Annotated in this window: 17 protein-coding genes and 1 pseudogene; 13 read left to right on the forward strand and 5 right to left on the reverse strand. The window is 66.0% G+C overall.

What is annotated here, in order from left to right; all coding sequences use genetic code 11:
• A pseudogene (locus KGM94_RS12660) lies at positions 1-761 on the reverse strand (PQQ-dependent sugar dehydrogenase); the annotation flags it as partial.
• A gap of 246 nt (positions 762-1,007) precedes the next feature.
• Here KGM94_RS12660 and KGM94_RS12665 point away from each other — a divergent pair.
• The 4 genes from KGM94_RS12665 to KGM94_RS12680 are packed head-to-tail and all read left to right on the forward strand — an operon-like array spanning position 1,008 to position 6,083.
• Entirely contained in the window at positions 1,008-2,624 is a 1,617-nt protein-coding gene (locus tag KGM94_RS12665) for an ABC transporter substrate-binding protein (RefSeq protein ID WP_300259247.1), read from the forward strand.
• A gap of 24 nt (positions 2,625-2,648) precedes the next feature.
• Positions 2,649-3,626, forward strand: coding sequence for an ABC transporter permease (locus tag KGM94_RS12670; protein WP_300259250.1), 978 nt, complete (start codon positions 2,649-2,651; stop codon positions 3,624-3,626).
• A gap of 1 nt (position 3,627) precedes the next feature.
• Entirely contained in the window at positions 3,628-4,458 is an 831-nt protein-coding gene (locus KGM94_RS12675; RefSeq protein WP_300259252.1) for an ABC transporter permease, read from the forward strand.
• A complete protein-coding gene (locus KGM94_RS12680) occupies positions 4,455-6,083 on the forward strand; it encodes an ABC transporter ATP-binding protein (protein ID WP_300259254.1) in 1,629 nt (542 codons plus the stop codon). The genes KGM94_RS12675 and KGM94_RS12680 overlap by 4 nt, the downstream gene beginning before the upstream one ends.
• Before the next feature lie 186 nt (positions 6,084-6,269).
• Here KGM94_RS12680 and KGM94_RS12685 read toward each other — a convergent pair whose 3' ends face one another.
• Complete coding sequence (locus tag KGM94_RS12685; RefSeq protein ID WP_300259281.1) at positions 6,270-7,574, reverse strand: FAD-dependent oxidoreductase; 1,305 nt, start codon at positions 7,572-7,574, stop codon at positions 6,270-6,272.
• Between the two features lie 118 nt (positions 7,575-7,692).
• On the opposite strand from KGM94_RS12685, the gene KGM94_RS12690 reads away from it, so the two are divergent.
• The 6 genes from KGM94_RS12690 to KGM94_RS12715 all read left to right on the forward strand — a co-directional run bounded on the left by KGM94_RS12690 (position 7,693) and on the right by KGM94_RS12715 (position 13,976).
• Positions 7,693-8,550, forward strand: coding sequence for a VOC family protein (locus KGM94_RS12690; RefSeq protein ID WP_300259256.1), 858 nt, complete (start codon positions 7,693-7,695; stop codon positions 8,548-8,550).
• 119 nt (positions 8,551-8,669) lie between these two features.
• Positions 8,670-9,023, forward strand: a complete 354-nt coding sequence (locus tag KGM94_RS12695) for a hypothetical protein (RefSeq protein WP_300259258.1) — start codon at positions 8,670-8,672, stop codon at positions 9,021-9,023.
• A 130-nt stretch (positions 9,024-9,153) separates the two neighbouring features.
• Positions 9,154-9,903: a dienelactone hydrolase family protein gene (locus KGM94_RS12700; RefSeq protein ID WP_300259260.1), complete on the forward strand. Its 750-nt coding sequence runs from the start codon at positions 9,154-9,156 to the stop codon at positions 9,901-9,903.
• 9 nt (positions 9,904-9,912) lie between these two features.
• Positions 9,913-10,206 (forward strand): DUF6295 family protein, encoded by a 294-nt coding sequence (locus KGM94_RS12705; RefSeq protein WP_300259262.1) that lies wholly within the window; start codon positions 9,913-9,915, stop codon positions 10,204-10,206.
• Positions 10,207-10,283: 77 nt separating this feature from the next.
• Positions 10,284-11,891, forward strand: a complete 1,608-nt coding sequence (locus KGM94_RS12710) for an AMP-binding protein (RefSeq protein WP_300259264.1) — start codon at positions 10,284-10,286, stop codon at positions 11,889-11,891.
• 147 nt (positions 11,892-12,038) lie between these two features.
• Positions 12,039-13,976, forward strand: a complete 1,938-nt coding sequence (locus KGM94_RS12715) for a PAS domain S-box protein (RefSeq protein WP_300259267.1) — start codon at positions 12,039-12,041, stop codon at positions 13,974-13,976.
• A gap of 101 nt (positions 13,977-14,077) precedes the next feature.
• Here the strand turns inward: KGM94_RS12715 and KGM94_RS12720 are convergent, their stop codons facing one another.
• The 3 genes from KGM94_RS12720 to KGM94_RS12730 are packed head-to-tail and all read right to left on the reverse strand — an operon-like array spanning position 14,078 to position 17,039.
• Positions 14,078-14,461 carry a cupin domain-containing protein gene (locus KGM94_RS12720; protein WP_300259269.1) on the reverse strand — a complete coding sequence of 128 codons (384 nt, stop codon included), beginning with the start codon at positions 14,459-14,461 and terminating at the stop codon, positions 14,078-14,080.
• Positions 14,462-14,482: 21 nt separating this feature from the next.
• Positions 14,483-15,187 (reverse strand): SDR family oxidoreductase, encoded by a 705-nt coding sequence (locus KGM94_RS12725; RefSeq protein ID WP_366526240.1) that lies wholly within the window; start codon positions 15,185-15,187, stop codon positions 14,483-14,485.
• A gap of 52 nt (positions 15,188-15,239) precedes the next feature.
• Positions 15,240-17,039, reverse strand: coding sequence for a thiamine pyrophosphate-binding protein (locus tag KGM94_RS12730; protein WP_300259273.1), 1,800 nt, complete (start codon positions 17,037-17,039; stop codon positions 15,240-15,242).
• 188 nt (positions 17,040-17,227) lie between these two features.
• Here KGM94_RS12730 and KGM94_RS12735 point away from each other — a divergent pair, with 188 nt between their 5' ends.
• The 3 genes from KGM94_RS12735 to KGM94_RS12745 all read left to right on the forward strand — a co-directional run.
• Complete coding sequence (locus KGM94_RS12735; protein ID WP_300259275.1) at positions 17,228-18,685, forward strand: aldehyde dehydrogenase family protein; 1,458 nt, start codon at positions 17,228-17,230, stop codon at positions 18,683-18,685.
• A 33-nt stretch (positions 18,686-18,718) separates the two neighbouring features.
• On the forward strand, positions 18,719-19,636 hold the full coding sequence (locus KGM94_RS12740; protein ID WP_300259277.1) for an IclR family transcriptional regulator: 918 nt from the start codon (positions 18,719-18,721) through the stop codon (positions 19,634-19,636).
• Between the two features lie 139 nt (positions 19,637-19,775).
• Positions 19,776-20,235, forward strand: a 460-nt coding sequence (locus tag KGM94_RS12745; protein WP_300259279.1) for an ABC transporter substrate-binding protein, incomplete at its 3' end; no start/stop codon positions are given.

Here is a 20,235-nt window from a genome sequence, read left to right on the forward strand (position 1 = left end):
CCTTCGGGATCGAAGGCGAGCACGGCCGCGCGCTCGGTCTCGTAGCCCCAGGCTGCGCCGAGCGGCTGCGCGTGCGACCATGCCTCCAGCCCGCCGGGCGGATTTCCCATGCCTTCGCCAATATTGCTGAGCGATCCGACCGAGACCAGCACGCGCCGGTTGTCCGGCGTGAAGACGATGTCGCGGGTGGAATGGCCGCCTTGCGGCAGTCTCGCGACAATGGTTTCCGCGCGCGCCGAGGCCTTGAGATCGCCGTTGCGATAGGGGAAGCGAACGACGCCGTCGGTATTGGCGACATAGATCCACTGTGGATCGTCGCCGTTCGGAAAGAACGCGATGCCGAACGGCCGGTTCAGGCCGCTGGCGTAGGTCTCATTGGCCGCCACCCTGGCGCTCCCCTCGCCCGGCCGCAGCACGCGAATGCGCCCGGCCCGCGTCTCCGCGACGAAGACGTCGCCGTTCGGCGCGACGCGCAAGGTGCGCGGCCCGGACATTCCTTCCGCGAACAGCTCGACCTTGAATCCCGGCGGCACAACCGGAGAAACGCCTGCAGGCCGCGCCACCACGTGCGATACGTTCGCGACCGACGGCGAGGCGCCGGGCTTCGGCAGATCCGCGGGCCGGATCAGCCTGACGGTGCCGGGCTTGTCCGCCTGCCAGCTGCCGAAGGCGTCCTTGCCGACCAGCACGGCTTCTGCCGATGCGCTCGTGCCGAGCACGATCAGAAACAGCGGGAGCACCGTCATTCTTGCATGGGTCATCATGGTTTCTTCTCTCTGCGCCCGGCCCTCCGGCACGCGTCAATCTATAGCACGCCGCCCGATCGGCGATCTGCGCGAGCCTCAACGCGTCCATGCGACGTTTTGCGGAAGGAATTTCCGTATTTCAAAGCGATTTCAAAATGACTTAGGCTGGCCACCGGCGTAGACAGGAACCGCCCGGCCGCCATGGCATTCCGAGCCAGGGAGCGGTCCAAGAACCGGTTCAAGAGCGTTTGGAGAAGTCGAATGGATTTGACTCGCCTGGAAATCAACCGCCGCACGGCGCTTCTGACCTCGGCGGCGATCGCCGCCAACGTGATCAACCCGATGCGGGCGTTCGCGCAGGAGACCCCTCGCAAGGGCGGCGTGTTCAACGTCCATTACGGCGCCGAGCAGCGTCAGCTCAATCCGAGCATCCAGGCTTCCACCGGCGTCTACATCATCAGCGGCAAGATCCAGGAGAGCCTGGTCGATCTCGACGCCGACGGAAAGCCCGTCGGCGTGCTCGCCGAAAGCTGGGAGTCCTCGCCCGACGGCAAGACCATCACCTTCAAGCTGCGCAAGGGCCTCACCTGGCACGACGGAAAACCCTTCACCTCCGCGGACGTCGAATTCACCGCGATGAACATGTGGAAGAAGGTCCTGAACTACGGCTCGACGCTGCAGCTGTTCTTGACCGCCGTCGACACGCCGGACCCGCAGACCGCCGTGTTCCGCTACGAGCGGCCGATGCCGCTCAGCCTGTTGCTGCGCGCCCTGCCCGACCTCGGCTACATCTCAGCCAAGCACATCTATGAGAACGGAGACGTCAGGCAGAACCCGGCCAACCTCGCCCCCGTCGGCACGGGCCCGTTCAAGTTCGTCAAATACGAGCGCGGCCAGTACATCATCGCCGACCGCAATCCGGACTACTGGCGGCCGAATGCGCCCTATCTCGACCGCATCGTCTGGAAGGTGATCACCGACCGCTCCGCGGCCGCGGCGCAGCTCGAGGCCGGCGAATTGCAATACTGCCCGTTCTCCAGCCTCACCATCTCCGACATGGCGCGGCTGTCCAAGGACAAGCGCTTCATCGTCACCACCAAGGGCAACGAGGGCAACGCGCGCACCAACACCATCGAGTTCAACTTCCGCCGCAAGGAGTTGTCCGACGTCCGCGTGCGCCGCGCGATCGCGCATGCGATCAACGTGCCGTTCTTCATCGACAACTTCCTGGGCGATTTCGCCAAGCTCGGCACCGGCCCGATTCCCTCGACCTCGACGGATTTCTATCCCGGCGCCGGCACGCCGCAATATCCCTACGACAAGGCCAAGGCGGCGGCGCTCCTTGACGAAGCCGGCTACAAAGCCGGCCCCGGCGGCACGCGCTTCTCGCTCAGGCTGCTGCCCGCGCCATGGGGCGAGGACATCTCGCTGTGGTCGACCTTCATCCAGCAGTCGCTGTCGGATGTCGGCATCACCGTGGAGATCGTGCGCAACGACGGCGGCGGCTTCCTCAAGCAGGTCTATGACGATCACGCCTTCGACCTCGCCACCGGCTGGCACCAGTACCGCAACGATCCCGCGGTCTCGACCACGGTGTGGTACCGCTCCGGCCAGCCCAAGGGCGCGCCCTGGACCAACCAGTGGGGCTGGGAGGACAAGCAGGTCGACACCACCATCGACAACGCGCTGACCGAGCTCGATCCGGCCAAGCGCAAGGCGCTCTACGCCGAGTTCGTCAAGGAGGTGAACACGGAGCTGCCGGTCTGGATGCCGATCGAGCAGATCTTCGTCACGGTAATCACGGCCAAGGCTCGCAACCACTCCAACACCCCGCGCTGGGGCTCGTCGAGCTGGCACGATCTTTGGCTTTCCGCGTGAGGCATTTTTCGTCAAGATGATGCCATGCGCATCCTGACCCTTGCGGGGCGGCGGCTCGCCGCCTCGATCCCGACCCTGTTCCTGATCCTGATCGGCGTCTTCCTGCTGCTGCAATTCGCGCCGGGCGATACCGTCGACGCGATGATGGCGCAAATGGGCGGCGGCGATGCCGCCACCGCGCGCGAGTTGCGCAAGTTCTACGGGCTCGACCTCTCGATCCCGATGCAGCTCGCCAACTATCTCTGGCGTCTCGTCAGGCTCGACCTCGGATTCTCCTCGATCTACGGCAAGCCGGTCGCCACCGTGATCATGGAACGGCTGCCGCCGACCATCCTGCTGATGACGGCCTCGCTCTCCTTTGCCTTCTTCTTCGGCCTCGTGTTCGGTGTGATCGCCGCGCGCGCCGTCAACAAATGGCCGGATACGCTGATCTCCACCCTCGGCCTGATCTTCTACGCCACGCCCTCCTTCTGGTTCGGCCTGATGGCGATCGTGGTGTTCTCGATCTACCTGCAATGGCTTCCCGCCGGCGGTCTTGAGGACATCGGACAGGTGCAGACCGGCGTCTGGCGTATGATCGACATCGCCCGACATCTCATATTGCCGACGCTGACGCTCGGGCTGATCTTTCTTGCGATCTACCTGCGCATCATGCGCGCCTCGATGCTGGAGGTGCTGAACCTCGACTATGTCCGCACCGCGCGCGCCAAGGGGCTGGACGAGACCCGCGTCGTGACCGGGCATGTGCTGCGCAACGCGCTCCTGCCGATGGTGACGCTGATCGGCCTGCAGGCCGGCACCATGCTCGGCGGCTCGGTGGTGGTGGAGAGCGTGTTCTCGCTGCCGGGGCTCGGGCGGCTCGCCTATGAGTCCGTGATCCAGCGCGACCTCAACACGCTGCTCGGCATCGTCTTCGTCTCGGCGCTGCTGGTCATCACCGTGAATTTCGTCGTCGACCTCCTCTACGCGCGGCTCGATCCGCGCATCTCGGCGGAGGGCTGAGATGGACGCGGTGAAGCGCTATTTCCGCAGCCCGGCCGCCGTGATCGGTCTCGTGCTGTTGCTCGCAGTGATCGCGATGGCGCTCGCAGCTGGATTCCTCTATCCGCGCGATCCGCTGGCGCTCGCCGGTCGTCCGCTGGTCTGGCCGTTCACCAACCCACGCTTCCCGCTCGGCACCGACAATTCCGGCCGCGACATCGCCGCCCAAGTCTTCTACGGCGCGCGCATTTCGCTCCTGATCGGCGGCGTCGCGACCGCGATCGCGATTACGATCGGTACCCTGCTCGGCGCGTTTGCCGGCTATTATGGCGGCTGGGTCGACAACATCCTGATGCGGATCACCGAAGCGTTCCAGACCCTGCCGAACTTCGTGTTGCTTCTGGTGCTGGTCGCGGTGTTCGGCTCGACCCTGACGACGGTAACCATCGCCATCGGGGTGGTGTCATGGCCGGCGCCGGCGCGGCTCACGCGCGCGGAGTTCCTCTCGCTGCGCAACCGGGAATTCGTCCAGGCCGGCCGCACCCTCGGCATGAAGGATCTGCAGCTCATCCTCGGCGAGATCCTGCCCAATGCGCTGCCGCCCGTCATCGTCTATGCCGGCGTGGTGATGGCGGTCGCGATCCTGCTGGAAAGCGCGCTCGCGTTCCTGCGACTGTCCGACCCCAACGTCGCCTCCTGGGGCAATTTGATCGGGCTCGGGCGCGACGTGCTGCGCGTACAGTGGTACGTCTCGGCCATTCCCGGCATCGCCATCCTCGTCACCGTGCTCGCGGTGTCCCTGGTCGGCCAGGGCCTCAACGACGCCCTCAATCCGAGGCTGAAGCAGCGATGAGCGAGGCGCCGATCCTGTCCCTGGAAGACTTGAGCGTCCGCCTGCCCGAAGGCGCCGACCGCAGCCATGCGCTGAAGGACGTGTCGCTCTCCGTCGCCTCCAACGAGATCCTCTGCGTCGTCGGCGAATCCGGCTCCGGCAAATCGATGATGGCGAACGCCATCATGCGGCTATTGCCGCAGGGCGTCGAGATCGACGGCGGCCGCGCGCTGTTCGAGGACCGAGACCTCTGCGCCGCGAGCCCGGCCGAGATGCGCGAGGTCCGCGGCGCCGGCATCGCCATGATTTTTCAGGAGCCGATGACGGCGCTCAATCCGCTGCGCACCGTCGGCGATCAGATCGCGGAGATGTTTCGCGTCCATACCGGCCTCTCCAGGGCCGAGATCGACAAGCGCGTTCTGGCCCTGCTCGATGACGTCCGCATCCCCGATCCAAGACTCGCGGCCAAGGCCTATCCGCACGAGCTGTCCGGCGGCCAGCGCCAGCGCGCCATGATCGCAATGGCGCTCGCGCTCGATCCAAGGCTCCTGATCGCGGACGAGCCGACCACCGCGCTCGACGTCACCACGCAGGCGCAGATCCTGAAGCTCATCCGCGACTTGCAGCAGCGCAAGAAGACGGCGGTGCTGTTCATCACCCATGATTTCGGCGTGGTCGCCGAGATCGCCGACCGCGTCGTGGTGATGCAGCACGGCCGCGTCGTCGAGCACGGCCTGGCGAACGAGGTGCTGAACCATCCGACGCACGCTTACACAAGACAGTTGATCGCCGCGGTGCCGCCCCTGAAGGCGCCGTCGCCGCGGCCGCTGTCGCCCGAGAACATCCTCGCCATCGCCGGCGTCTCAAAGACGTATCGCAGCGGCGGCTTTCTCGGTCGCGGCGCCCGTATCACCGCGGCGGTGAGAAACGCGTCACTGACGCTGCCGAAGGGCGGCACGCTCGGCATCGTCGGCGAATCCGGCTCGGGCAAGTCGACGCTGGCGCGCTGCATCGTGCGGCTGATCGATCCCGATGCCGGCGCCATCCTGCTCGACGGCAAGGACTGGGCCAAGATGGGACGCGACGAGGTGCGCCGCGAGACCCGCCACATCCAGATGGTGTTCCAGGATCCGTTTGCCTCGCTCAACCCGCGCCGCAAGGCGGCGGAGCTGGTCGCGCAGGGCCCGATCGTGCACGGCACGCCGCGCGCGACCGCGATCGCGGAAGCCAAAAGGCTGTTCGAGCTGGTCGGGCTCGATCCCTCCGCCGGCGATCGCTTTCCGCACGAATTCTCCGGCGGCCAGCGCCAGCGTATCGGGCTGGCGCGCGCGCTGGCGCTGAAGCCGGATGTGCTGGTCGCCGACGAGCCGGTCTCCGCGCTGGACGTCTCGGTGCAGGCGCAGGTGCTGAAACTGCTCGGCGAATTGCGCGAGCGGCTCGGGCTCTCCATCGTCTTCATCACGCACGATCTGCGGGTTGCCGCCCAGGTCTGCGACCTCGTCGCGGTCATGAAGGAAGGCGAGATCGTCGAGCACGGACCGGTGGCGGAGGTGTTCGGCCGGCCGCAGCACCCCTACACTAAGGCGCTGATCGCCTCCGTCCCCGGCGGCGAGTTCACCGCGCAACACGAAGCGGCGGTGTCTTAGCCCCTTGCTCCGCGGTCATGCCCCGCGCAGGCGGGCGATGATGGAGAGCGTGCGGAAAGCACGTGCCATAAACTCGTCATTGCGAGGAGCGCTTGCGACGAAGCAATCCAGAGTCTTTCCACGGATACACTCCTGGATTGCTTCGCTGCGCTCGCAATGACGATGTGGAAGTAGTCATCCCCACGCTCACGCGATCTCCCGTGCGTCGCGGTAACGGTAGAGAAAAAGCTTCAGCGTGGCGACCTTGCGCAACAAATCGTGCGCCGGGATCGTCACGGGCCTGGTGAACGGCAGCGCCAGCTCGTTCTCCGGCACGCCGCGCACCGCCTTGGCGAGTTCGGCGCCGAGCCCCATGGTCAGCGCCACCGCGCGGCCGTTGCAGCCGGTCCAGCCATAGGCGTCCGGCCCGAGCTTGTGGAAGCGCGGCATGTAATCGGTGGTCATGCCGACATAGCCGTTCCAGACATAGTCGAAGCTGACCTCGCCGATCTGCGGCCACAGCCGCTGCAGCCGTTCGGTGACGCGCGCCTTCAGTCGCTCGGCCTTGTTGCCGGGTCCGATCACCGCTCCCCCGGTGACCAGCCGGTTGCGCGCGTCGTAGCGCGCGAAATAGAGCTCGCCATGGGTGTCCGACATCGCCTGCCGCGCCGGGATGATGGTCTTGCGGACGTTGTCCGACAGCGGCTGCGTCGCCATCTGCCAGGACAGGACCGGCATCACCTCGTTGGCGATGTCAGGCACCAGCGATTTTGCGATCTCGCCGCTATAGGCGTTGGTCGCCATCACCAGCGCGCGGCCGGAGATCTCGCCCTTTTGCGTCTTCACCGCCCATTTGTCGCCGCGCCGCTCGAAGCTCACCGCCGGCGACCGGGCGTAGATGCGCGCGCCGAGAGCAAGCACCGTGTGCGCAAGTCCGCGCGCCAATGCCAGCGGATTGATGTGGCCGCCGGTCCGGTTCCAGAAGCCGCCATACCAGGCGTCCGAGCCCAGCATGTCCCGGGCCTGCTCGCGCGACAGCAGTTCGACCGGCGCGCCGAACTTCGACCATTGCCGCACCCGCCGCTCCGCGATCTTGATGCGGCCCGGCGAATGCACCGGCTGCACCCAGCCGGCCTGCTCCTGCTCGGCCTCGATCTTGTAGCGCCGCGCCAGATCGAACAGCGTCGCGGCGCTGTCGCGCAGGAGACCGACGAAACGCTCGCCGGCCGCGCCATGCTGCTTGACGATGTCCTCCGGATCCGGCCGCGACAGGGTCGGGATCACCTGGCCGTTGTTGCGGCCCGAGGCGCCCCAGCCCGGCTCCATCGCCTCGACGATTGCGACGTCGACGCCGGCCTCGCGCAGATGCAGCGCGGTCGACAGTCCCGTAAAGCCGCCGCCGACCACGACCACGTCGGCCTGCGCGGCGCCGACGAGCTCCGGCAATTCCGGCCCCGCCGGCGTCACGGCCGCCCACAGCGAACTCGGCCAGGCAACGGTTGAACTATTCATCATCTTCCTTCCCGGACGTCACGAGATACCGCGTCTGCAACTGCCGCAGTTGACAGCGGCTGGCAGGTGCGTTGTCGTACCCGCCAGCTTAGTCCATCCATTCATGCCGGGGAAAGAGATGGCCCTCAAGAACGTCATTGGAATCGACCACGCCGTGGTCATGGTGAAGGATCTCGACGAGGCCGCCGAGAACTTCAGGCGGCTCGGCTTCACGGTGTCGCCGCGCGGCACCCACAGCGCACATATGGGATCGGGCAACTACACCATCATGTTCGACCCCGACTATATGGAATTGCTCGGAATCATTGCGCCGACGGAACATAATGCTCCCGCACGCGCCTTTCTCGAAAAGCGCGGCGAGGGCATCGAGCGCATCGCCTTCACGGCGGTGGATTCGGCGGCCGGCGCCGAGGAGATCCGCGCCCGCGGTTTCCCGCCCGTCGGCCCGGTCGATTTCGAGCGCCCGGTGACGCTGCCGAACGGCACGGTGTCGGCGGCGAAATTCCGCGTCTTCCAGTGGCCGGTCGCCGAGGCGCCGGCCAGCGTGCGCATCTTCGCCTGCCAGCACAAGACCCGCGAGACGGTGTGGATTCCCGAATTGATGACCCATGCCAATGCGGCCAAGCGGCTGAAGCAGGTGCTGATGGCAAGCCCCGAGCCGGCCAAGGACGCCGCGCATCTGTCGCGGCTGATCGACCGCGAGCCGAAGACCGAGGCCGACGGCGCGGTGGCGGTCCCCTCCGGCGGTGGTCGCGCCGATTTCGTGTTCCTGACGCTGGAGCAACTCGGCAAGCGCTATCCCGGTGTTTCGCTGGCCGGCATTCCCGAGCGCGGCGGCGCGGCGCTGGTGCTCGTCAGCGGCGATCTCGCCGCAACCGAGAAGGCGCTGGGAGCTGCGGCCGTGCGCAGCGGGCCTGCGATCTGCGCGCCCCCGGCCAAGGCGAACGGCACGCTGCTGGCCTTCGTCGCGGCATAGTCGGGCCAATCCTTCAGCAGACGTTTACCCTTGCCGCCTGGATTTGGGGCGGATCCATCCGTTCGGGGCAAACGCATGTTCAGGGAAGGCTCGCCGATCGTAACCAGGAGGACGGCGTCATGATCGTTGAATTGGTGACCTTCAGGACGCCCGACGGCTGGGACCGCGCCCGCGTGCTCGAAGACGCGAAGCACACCATCCCGAAATGGCGCACAAGTCCGGAGCTGCTGCGCAAGCATTTCGCGCTCGGGATCGGTGACGACGAGGGGACCAGCGCGGGCATCTACATCTGGCCCTCGGTCGAGGCGGCGAAGAAGGCCCACGACGAGACGTGGCGCGAAGGCGTCAAACAGCGCACGGGCGGCTACCCCAACAGCCGCTATTTCGATCTGTTCCTGTTGATCGACAACGAGACAAACCGGGTCGTGGAGTGGGCGGCCGACGGTTCGGCGCACGACCTCGATACGATCTGAATCGGGGCGCCGCCCCCTGAGGAAGCGCATGAATGGGCGGGGACCTGCGGCGACGACTTCCGCCTCCGCTCAAAGCGTGCTTTGCTCGCCCGGCCAAAACGACAAGAGCCGACGGCCAGGGAGCGAGACGATGTCATTCTACCGGGGAATGGTCTGCGAGAACGTCACAATCAGTGGCGATGGCGGAACGGCGATCACAGCCTACGTCGCAAAGCCGTCCGGCAAGGGCCCCTTTCCCGGCGTGGTGCTCGTCCACCACCTGCCGGGCTGGAGCGAGTTCTACATCGAAACGACGCGGCGCTTTGCGCATCACGGCTATCTCGCGATCTGCGCCAACCTCTATGAACGGGCCGGCCAGGGCAACCCGGACGACGTCGCCGCCAAGGTGCGCGCCGAGGGCGGCATTGCCGACTCCCAGATGATCGGAGACACGGAAGCCGCAGTGAAGTGGATGCGCGCGCAATCCGGTCACAACGGCAAGGTCGGCATTTTCGGATCCTGCTCGGGCGGCCGGCATGCCTTCATCTATGCCTGCCGGAGGAAGGACGTCGACGCATGCGTCGAGCTGTGGGGCGGCCGCGTCGTGATGGGCAAGGAGGAGTTGAACGCAAAGACGCCGGTTGCGCCAATCGAGATGACCAAGGATCTCTGTTGTCCGCTGCTCGGCCTGTTCGGCAACGACGATCGCGCGCCCAGCCCCGAGCAGGTGAACCTGCATGAGGCCGAACTCAGGAAGCACGGCAAGGTCCATGAATTCCATCGCTACGACGGCGCCGGCCACGGCTTCTTCTACTGGCACCGGCCGCTGTACCGGCCGGAGCAGGCGATGGACGGCTGGAGCAAGGTCTTCGCCTTCTTCGGCAAGCATCTGGCAAGGTAGGAGCAGGACATGTGCACGTCCATCATCGAGATCGCCCGCGCCGACGGCATGGCGAAGCGCGGGGACCAATGGTTCCCGCTGTCCCACACGGTAGTTGCCTACGACCACGCCCGCCACGCCCCGCTGGGCGACGTGATCACGCTCGACTTCGTCAATACCGGCCTCGATCCCGGCGCACGCGCCGGGATCGAGCTGACGCTGGAGACGGCCCGGGATCTCCGCACGGCGCTGGATCGGGCGATTGCCGCCGCCGAGTTCGAGGAGGCCGAAGTGCGTGGCAAGGGCGCCATCCGGGCAGCCTGACAATCGACTGCAGATAAACCATCAATGAGAAGAGCGGCGCTGAACGCCCCTGCGGAGACTTTGGAGGGAAGGACAACATGGCTCTCACTGAATCCTATGTCGCCGGGCCGACCACTCCCGCGGTTCGGGAAATGACCTTCGGCGACCTCCTGCGCAAGGCTGCGGAAGCGGCGCCCGATCGGCCCGCCCTCATCGCGGGCCTTCCGGATCCGGCGTTGCGGCGGCAATGGACCTACGCGGAATTCTACCGGGAAGCCCAGCGCACCGCACGTGCCCTGCTCACCCGCTTCAAGCCGGGCGAACGCATTGCGGTCTGGGCCCAGAACATTCCCGAGTGGGTGATGCTCGAGTTCGGCGCCGGCATGGCGGGCATGATCCTGGTCACCGTGAACCCGGCCTTTCGATCCAGGGAGGTCGAGTATGTCCTGAAGCAATCGCGCTCGGCCGGCGTCTTCGTGGTCAATGGCTTCCGCGGCAATCCGATGCTGGAAACGGTGCAGGCGGTCGCGAAGAATTGCCCCGAGCTCCGCGAGATCATCTGCTTCGACGACTGGAGTGCGTTCATCGCTGCGGGCGACGACGAGAACATCACGCTTCCCGCAGTCAGTCCCGACGATCCCGTCATGATCCAGTACACCTCGGGAACGACCGGCTTTCCGAAGGGAGCGCTGCTGCGCCATCGCGGGCTTCTGAACAACGGCGCCGACACGGCCGACCGGATGGGGGTCGACCCCGGCGACGTCTTCGTCACCACCATGCCGCTGTTTCACACCGGCGGCTGCGTCTGCTGCGTCATCGGCTCGGTCTCGAAAGTGGCGACGCAGGTGCTGGTCGAAGCCTTCGATCCCGCACTCGTCCTCGAGATGTTCGGGACCTATCGCGGCAACGCCATGCTCGCCGTGCCGACCATGCTGATCGCCATGCTGGAGCACCCGACCTTCCCGACGACGGATCTCTCGGGAGTGAAGGCCGTCTGCTCCGGCGGCTCCACGGTGCCTGCTGCACTGGTCAAGCGCTTCGAGGAAGAGCTGGGAGCGCCCTTTACCATCGTGTTCGGCCAGACCGAGTGTTCGCCGGTCGCGGCCCAGACCCGGGCCGACGACAGCGTCGAGGACAAGGCCAATACGATCGGACCGCCCCTTCCCAACATGGAAACCAAGATCATCGACCCCGGCACCGGCAAGACGGTGCCGATCGGCACCATCGGCGAATTCTGCACGCGCGGTTATCACGTGATGCTCGGCTATTTCGACATGCCGGATGCGACCAAAGCCGCGATCGATGCGGACGGCTGGTTGCACACCGGCGATCTCTGCGCCATGGACGCGCGGGGATACTGCACCGTGGAAGGCCGTCTCAAGGACATGATCATCCGTGGCGGTGAAAACATCTATCCGCGCGAACTGGAGGAATTGCTGTTCAGGCACCCCAAGGTCGGCGAGGTCGCCATCGTCGGCGTCCCTAATGAGCGGTGGGGCGAAGAAGTCGCGGCTTTCATCCGCCCTGCGCCGGGCGCCGTCATCGACAAGGAGGAACTGATCGCCTACATGCGCGCCTCGCTCGCCCCGCACAAGACGCCAAAACACTGGTTCATCGTGGACGCGTTCCCGCTGACCGGCTCCGGCAAGATCCAGAAGTACAAGCTGCGGGAAGCCTGGACCAAAGGCGAGATGGCGCCGATCTAGGCACCCGATGCCGCAATTCGCGGTTGAAATCGGCGGTTTCGTCAAGATATGGTGTCATTGCCGGTAGACGTCCCTAAGGGCTCTTCAGCCGCGCTGTTGTCTGCGCCTGTTGCCGTTTCAATCCGTTGACCCGACAAGGTCTCGTGTATGGCCGAGGTGGGTATCACAGGGCCTGATGCGGCCCACGAGGCACCGAACGGGAGCGAGGCGCAGTTTCACGCCTTGGCCAACGCCATTCCGCAATTGGCCTGGATGACCGACGCCGACGGGTGGATCTACTGGTACAACCGCCGCTGGTACGAGTACACGGGCACGACGCCGGATCAAATGGAGGGGTGGGGCTGGGAGGGCGTCCATGACCCCGCGATGTTGCCGGCCGTGCTGGAGCAATGGAAACGATCCATCGCCACCGGCGAACCGTTCGAGATGGTCTTCCCATTGCGCGGCGCTGACGGCCTGTTTCGGCGGTTCCTGACCCGCGCGCATCCGCTCAAGGACGCCGACGGACGGGTGGTACGGTGGTTCGGGACCAACACCGATGTGGACGCTCTCAAGCAGGCCGAGGCTCGGCAGGCCGCCGATCTGGACGCGCTAACCCGGTTGCACGCGCTGAGTGCGCGGATGCTCGAAGCCGAGGGACTGGCGCCGATCCTGCGGGAGGTCACGGAGGCGGCGGTGGCCATGGTCGGCGCCCAATACGGCACGCTGCAACTATTGGAAGACGGGTCGCTGAAGATCGCGGCCCATCACGGCCATCAACCGTCGTTCCTCGAGTACTTCGCCAACGCCGAACAACTGGCGTCGGTCTGCGGCGAGACCCTGGCGCGCGGCGAGCGCGTGGTGGTGCCGGACGTGGAGACGAGCGAATTGTTTGCGGGCACCCCGTCGCTGCCAGTGTTGCGCGCGGCCGGCGTGAGGGCGGTGCAGTCCACGCCGATGGTTAACCGCACGGGCAAGGTGGTTGGCATCCTCTCGACGCAATGGGACGAACCCCATCGGCCCGACGAGCGCAATCTCTGGCGTATCGACCTCCTGGCGCGGCAGGCCGCCGACTTGATCGATACCACCAGAGCCAAAGACGCGCTGCGCGAAAGCAAGGAACGGCTCGAGGGACTCATCCGATCGACGACGGATGCGGTGATCACCATCGATGCGGACCAGCGCATCGTGCTGTTCAATCCGGCGGCGGAGCGGATGTTCGCGTGCCCCTCGGCTGACGCGATCGGCGGCACCATCGACCGGTTCATTCCCGCCGCCGCTCGTCAGGCTCATCGCCACCACGTCGATAAGTTCGGAATAACCGGCGTGACGTCCCGACGCATGGGCGCGCTCGGCACGCTGTCGGCTGTGCGCGCGACCGGCGAGGAATTCCCGATCGAAGCCTCCATATCGCAAGTGACCGTGGGCGATCGGACGCTCTATACGGCGATCGTCCGCGACATCACCGAACGCAAGCAGGCCGAAGAGACCCAACGGCTCTTGCTTCGTGAGATGAATCATCGGGTCAAGAACCTGTTCGCTCTCGTCGACGGCATGATCGCTCTGAGTTCCCGGTCGGCCCGAACACCGCAGGAGATGGCCCGGTCGCTCCGCGGCAGACTGCATGCGCTCGTGCGGGCCCACGATCTCGTCCGTCCGGAAGCCATGGACACCGAGCAAACTCCCAGCGAGCGCACGACCATCGACGCGCTCGTGTGCACGGTTCTGCTGCCCCATGCCGGTAGTGACCAGGCTCACAAGCGTATCCTCACGAGTGGACCTGATGTGCTGGTCGGCGCCAGGGCCGCGACCAGCCTCGCGCTGACGCTGCATGAGAGCGCGACGAACGCGGCCAAGTATGGGGCACTCTCGGATCCGAATGGCTCCATTCGCATCGAATGGTGCACGCGGGGTGACAGCTTTCATCTCCGGTGGGAAGAGACCGGCGGCCCTGCGATCGTCGTCCCTCCGCCAACGCGCGGCTTCGGCAGCGTCCTGGCCGAGCGCAGCATCGTCGACCAACTCGGAGGTCAGATCGACCGTGACTGGCGACGGGCCGGCCTCATCCTCAGGATCGCGATTCCGCTGGAGCGACTGGATGTCTGAGATATGGGCCGGGAAGCACGGACCCGGTTCCCCGCTCCCCATCGGAGAGCTCGATTTTCTCCGAGCCCGCTCCAGTTCAGCCTGATCCCATCACGCGCTGGTCAGACCGGTCTTTCGTCGTCCGTCACCGGCGACGTCACCACCAGGAACACCAGGTCCACCAATCCCGAATTCGAGATCGCATGCTCCACGCCGGGCGGCAGGAAGATGACGTCGTGCTTGCGTACGACATGGCTTTCGCCGGCGATCTCCATCAGCCCCTCGCCTTCGAGCACGTGATAGACCTGCTCCTGCACCTGGTGCTTGTGGCGGGCGACATGGGCCATGGGCTGGTACATCGAGATGCGGTAGTCGATGTGCCGCGAGCCCGCGGTCTCCGGCATCACCAGCGGCTTCGACAGCGCACCGCCGAAATGGTTGGGGAATTCGCGCCACGGCATTTCCGCGATGTGGCGGATCGAGGCGCCCTTGATCTCCTTGGCCATGAGCCGGCTCCGTTTGCTTGGTCAATTGATGAGCGCGCCGCCGTCGATATAGACGATCGATCCCGTGGCAAAGCCGTTGGCCATGAAGCTGACGATCTGTTGCGCGATGTCCTCGCCCGCTCCGACCCGTCCGACGGGTAGCGAGGCGGCCGTCTTCGCCAGCATCTCGCGCCGCGCCGCTTCCGGCATGGCCGCGCGGATCGGCGTGTCGATCACGCCGGGCGACACCGCATTCACGCGCACCGGCGCCAGCTCGAGCGCCAGCGCCCGTGCGAGCGACTCCAGCGCGCCGTTCGCGGCGCTGATGATCGCCGAGTTCGGCCGCGGGCGGACGCTGAGGAAGCCCGTGACCAGCGTCAGCGATCCGCCAGGGCGGATCTCGGCCTCGCGCGCCACGCGCCAGGCGCCCCAGAACTTGCCTTCCATGGTGCCGCGCACGTCGTCCATGGCGACCGTCTTGAACGGGCCGGTCTTGAGCTGCGCCGCGGTCAGCACGACGTGATCGACCGGACCGGTGCGGCGGAACAGATCGGCGACGCTTTCGTCGCTGGTGACGTCGGCGGGGATCGCCACCACGTTCAGGCGCTCGGCGACGGCATCGAGCTTGGCCGCATTACGCGCCGCAACGATGACGTCCGCGCCTTGCGCCTTGGCGAGCTCGGCCGTGGAAAGGCCAATGCCCGAGGAGCCACCGACCACCACGACCTTCTTGCCTGCAAGCATCATTTGACGTTCCCTCAAGTCCTGTTCCTCACGATTGATGATCGCGCGCGGCGCCTCAGCCCGGCTGATAGCGCGTGCCGATGCCGGCCTTGCTCTGGCCGAGCCCTGGCAGTTCCCATACGCCGGCGCCGGACGGATTGACGTCGGCGGCGATGTCGACGTCGATCAGATAAGGCTTGTTGGCGGCAATCCCCTTGCGGATCGCTTCTCCGATGTCGCCGGCGCGGTCCACCCGCACGCCATCCACGCCGCAGGAGCGCGCCATCGCGGCGAAATCGGGATTGTAGCGCGCGCCCGTCACGGGATCCTTGAAGTCGGTCGCGAGTTCGCGCCCGCCGAGATAGCCGCGCTGCAGGCCGCGGATCGAGGCGTAGGCGTAATTGTTCCAAACCACCCATACCACCGGCAGATTGTATTCGACCGCCGTGCCCAGCACGTTGGCATGCATGAAGAAGGCGCCGTCGCCGCACACCGAGACACAGGGGCGATCGGGCGCTGCGAATTTTGCGCCCATCACACCGGCGACGCCGAAGCCCATCGGGCCGAACCCCATCGAGCCGATCAGCGAGTCAGGCCGCTTCGGCTTGCAGAAGCCGAGCAGCCAGTTGTGATGCACGCCGATGTCGGAAACGAGGATCGCGTCCTCCGGCAGCGCCTTGTCGATCTCGGCGGCAGCGCGCTGCGGATTGATCGGCGTGGTGTCGTCGGAGAAGCCGGGCGCGACGAACTTGTCCCACTCCTTGCGATAGCCGTCGATCTGCGCCAGCCACTTCTTACGCGCATCTTCCTTCCTGCTGAGCGTGTCACGGCGGTCGAGCTCGGCATGGACCTGGCGCAGGAAGGTGCGAACGTCGGCCATCAATCCCAGCGCGACCGGATAGTTGCGGCCGATCTCCTCGGGATCGATGTCGACGTGGATCAATCTCGTCGGCGGGATGGTGAAGGAATAGCCGGGAATCCACGAGCTCGAGGTGCGGTCGTCGAAGCGCACGCCGAGCGCGAGCAGCACATCGGCCTGCCGCGTCGCGTGATTGGCCTGGTAGTGGCCGGCGCGCGCGACGAGACCGAGCGCGAGCGGGTGATTGCAGTCGAGCGCGCCGAGGCCGCTGGCCGAGGCCGCGACCGGAATCTGCAGCCGCTCGGCAAGCCGCTTCAGTTCTTCCGCGGCGCCGCCATAGCGCACGCCCTGCCCCACAAGCATCACCGGCCGCTCCGCCGAAAGCAGCATGTCGACCGCCTTCACCACGCCTTCCGGGTCAGCGCCGCAGCGGCTTGAAATATTGGCGCTCCACTCGATTGCCTTCGGCGCCTCTTCGGCCGCCGATTCCATGAAGACGTCGAAGGGTACGTCGACCACCACGGGCCCGGGCCGGCCCGTGACCATGGTCTTCCAGGCCTGCCGGACCGCGAGCGGCACCATCTCGCCGCGCGTCGGCTGGAACACCTTCTTGCAGATCGTCTTCACCATCGAGGGAAAATCGGCCTGATAGTGGCGATACATCTCCTGGAACGCGCCGCGGTTGAACTGGCTGGTCGGCACGTTGCCTGTGATCGCCATGAACGGCACCGAGTCCAGGAACGCGTTCGCAAGCGAGATCGGCAGGTTGGCCGAACCCGGGCCGCAGGAGGTGAAAGTCGCCGTCGGCCGGCCCGAGACGCGATAATAGACGTCGGCCATGAAGCCGGCGACGCTCTCGTGATGCACGGAGATCGTCTTGATCTCGGACGAACGCTCATACAGCGCGTCGATGAACTGGATATTGCCGTGGCCGCACAGGCCGAATACCTGCGGCACTTTCTCCTGGATCAGGTAGTCGACAATGACCTGGGCACCATTGAGCATATTTCGCGACATCAAACCTTCTCCCTGCGGCTCGCCGTCTTCTTATGATGCGGAGATTGCCGCCGGTAATCATGGAGCCGGGGCGGCACCCTATTTCTCATAATGCTGTACGTCAATTTATATTGTGGTAGATTACATTCGGGACTGCCGGCTTCCGTTGCAAGCAAGAACAACGCCGTCGCCGCATCGGGAGGTCCGTTATGAGCACTATCTCTGCCGAGAAATCCACTGCCGCCGCGGCACCCTTCGAGATTCCCATGCTGATCGGTGGCGAATGGCGTAACGCGCAAGAGACCTACGCGGTCCGCGATCCCTATCGCGACACCACCGTCGCGCATGCGCCGAGTTCGAACCTCGCCGATCTCGATGCCGCACTCACCGCCGCCGTCGCCGCGAGATCGAAGATCGCGGCCATGCCCGCCTATGAACGCGCCGCGCTGCTCCGTCGCGCCGGAACCCTGCTCGTGGAACGCGCCGATCGCATCGCCGAGATCATGTCGCGCGAGACCGGCAAGGCAATCAAGGACGCCAGGGCGGAGATCGTCCGCTCGCAGGATACGCTGTCGCTGTCGGCGGAAGAAGCCGTGCGGATCGAGGGCGAGCACATCCCGCTCGACGCCAGCGCAATGGGCGCGGGAAAGATCTGCTTCATGCTGCGCTTCCCGGTCGGCGTGGTCGCCGGGATCACGCCGTTCAATGCGCCGGTCAATCTCGCCTGCCACAAGATCGCGCCGTCGATCGCGGCCGGCAACGCGCTGGTGCTGAAAGCGCCGCCGCAGTCGCCCGGCGTGATCCATGAGTTGGCAAGGATCTTCGTCGATGCCGGCACGCCCGCGGGCGTGCTGAACGTGCTTTACGGCGACGTCGTTGGCCCGGCGCTGGTCCGCGATCCCCGCGTCGATTTCATCACCTTCACCGGCTCGCCGCGCGCCGGCGTGCAGATCAAGGCGGCCTCCGGCCTGCGGCGCGTCGCGCTCGAGCTGGGCGGCAACGGCGTCACCATCGTCCACGCCGACGCCGATATCGCCGAGGCCGCACCGGTCTGCGCCCGCAACTCGATGCGGCTCGCCGGCCAAAGCTGCATCTCCGTGCAGACTGTCTATGTTCATCGTAGCCACTATGAGCGCTTCGTCGAACTCGTCGTCGCCGAGGTCAAGAAGCTCAGGCTCGGCGATCCCCTTGATCCCACAACGGACGTCGGCACGCTCATCGACGAGGCTGCCGCCCGCCGCGTCGAATCCTGGATTGCGGAAGCCGCCGCCAACGGCGCCAAGGTGCTCACGGGCGGCCGGCGCCAGGGCGCCCAGATCGAGCCGACGGTGATCGCGGGCGCCAGGCCCGAGATGAAGGTCGTGTGCGAGGAGGTCTTTGGACCGGTGGTCAGCCTTTGCCCCTATGACGACGTGGAAGAGGTGTTCCGCACCGTCAGCGAGAGCCGGTTCGGCCTGCAGACGGGCATCTTCACCGCCTCCACTGCGCTTGCGATCCGCGCCGCGCGCGCCTTGCGCACCGGCGGCGTCATCATCAACGGCTCCTCGACCTGGCGGACCGACCAGCTCGCCTATGGCGGGGTCAAGGATTCCGGCATCGGCCGCGAGGGACCGCGCTACGCGATCCGCGACATGACCGAGGAGCGCATGGTACTGTTCAACTATTAGAGCCTTGAGAGTCCGACAACGGGGGGCCCGTCCTTGAGATCGCGCACAAAGACCAGTGAAAAGACCAGCGAGAAGCCGGCGACCCCGCGCAAGGCCGCGATCGCCAAGCTCGTGCCCGCGCCGCAGACCGACGGCGACGATGAGGCCGACGACAAGCAGCGCGGCGGCGGAGTGCAGTCGCTCGGCCGCGCCTTCTCGATCCTGGAGGAGGTGGCGCGCCATCGCGAAGGCATTGGACTCGCCGAACTGAGCAAGCTGGTCGGCCTGCACAATTCGACCACCTTTCATCTCGCCAAGACGCTGGTGTCGCTCGGCTATCTCCGGCAGGAGAAGGACAACAAGCGCTACCGCATCGGCCGTCCGCTGTTTGCGCTTGCGGCGAGCGCGCTCGACGAGATCGAGATGGTCAACGTCGCCACGCCGGTGCTGGAGGAGCTGTCGCGCGAGACCGGCGAAAGCAGCCATTTTGCCGTGCGCATGGGCGATGCCGTCGTCGTCATCGCGCGCACCAGCGGCCCCGGCGCGTTTCAGCTCACCGACCGCGTCGGCGTGGTGCGGCCGGCCCATTGCACCGCGCTCGGCAAGATCATCCTGGCTTCGCTCCGGCCCGAACAGCTCAAGCGCTTCCTCGACCGCGCGGAACTGAAGCCGTCGACGCCAAAATCCATCACGGACGTGCCGACGCTGACGCGCGAGATCGCGGAAGTGCAGCGCTCCGGCGTTGCCTTCGACGACGGCGAGTTCAACGCGGAAGTGCGCTGCGTCGCCGTCCCCGTGACGGACTTCACCGGGCAGGTGATCGGCGCGCTCGGCATTTCCGGGCCGATCTGGCGGCTGTCGAACCAGGCGCTGCATGCGAGCGCGCAGGACGTCCAGGCCGCGGCCGGTCGCCTGTCCGTCGCGTTCGGCGCCAAGAACCCCGCGCGCAAGCCCGCCGCGAAAAAAGTCTAAGGCGCGCACGACGGGCGATTTTGCCGGTTGACACCGGCGATGTCGTTCGGGATTATCCTCCCGCATTAAAAAAACGTCTCTCACAATATCGTATACGCGATTTGAAGGGAGACAGCGCGATGCACCCCGGGAGGAGACGATGATGACACGCACCAGCCGACGAACCGTGTTGAAGGCGAGCGCCGCATTTGCCGGCACCTCACTGCTGGGATTTCCGGCGATCGTGAAGGCTCAGGCCGAGAAGATCCGGATCGGCCACCTCACCCCGCTCACCGGCTTTCTCGGCGTGATCGGCGTCTACGCCCAACTCGGCGCGAAACTCGCGGCGGAGGAGATCAACCAGTCCGGCGGCATCCTCGGCAAGCAGATCGACCTGCTGTCGGAGGACTCGATCAATCCCGCGACCGCCGCGACCAAGGCGCAGCGCATGATCGAGCAGGACGGCGCCGTGCTGCTGCTCGGGGAAATCTCCTCGGCCTCCTCGCTCACCATCATGCAAGTCGCCGAGCGCAACAAGAAGGTGTTCTTCTCGACGGGGGCGCGCTCGGACGCGCTGCGCGGCAAGAACTGCAACAAGTATTCCTTCCACTGCGACATCC

It is taken from the genome of Bradyrhizobium sp., assembly GCF_028868675.1.
Taxonomy (GTDB): domain Bacteria; phylum Pseudomonadota; class Alphaproteobacteria; order Rhizobiales; family Xanthobacteraceae; genus Bradyrhizobium.